Source organism: Photobacterium chitinilyticum, assembly GCF_004104355.1.
Lineage (GTDB): Bacteria > Pseudomonadota > Gammaproteobacteria > Enterobacterales > Vibrionaceae > Photobacterium > Photobacterium chitinilyticum.
This window is the reverse complement of record NZ_RJLM01000221.1, coordinates 1-411: the sequence shown is the minus strand read 5'-3', so window position 1 is coordinate 411 and position 411 is coordinate 1. Positions and strand designations below refer to the sequence as shown.

1 rRNA gene is annotated in these 411 nt (G+C 50.9%); it reads right to left on the bottom strand.

Features of this window, described 5'->3' with window-relative positions:
- Nucleotides 1–411 (bottom strand): 16S ribosomal RNA (locus EDI28_RS26555); the annotation flags it as partial.

Sequence of the window (411 nt, the reverse complement as noted above, 5' to 3'; positions counted from 1 at the left end):
GACTTCATGGAGTCGAGTTGCAGACTCCAATCCGAACTGTGACAGGCTTTTGAGATTAGCATCATATCGCTATGTAGCTGCCCTTTGTACCTGCCATTGTAACACGTGTGTAGCCCTGGACGTAAGGGCCGTGCTGATTTGACGTCATCCCCACCTTCCTCTCACCTTACGGTGGCAGTCTCGCTAGAGTCCTCAGCATTACCTGCTAGCAACTAACGATAGGGGTTGCGCTCGTTATGGGACTTAACCCGACACCTCACGGCACGAGCTGACGACAACCATGCAGCACCTTGTAAATTGTCCCGAAGGAAAGATCTATTTCTAAACCGGTCAATCTACATTTAAGTCCAGGTAAGGTTCCTCGCGTATCATCGAATTAAACCACATGTTCCTCCGCTTGTGCGGGCCCCC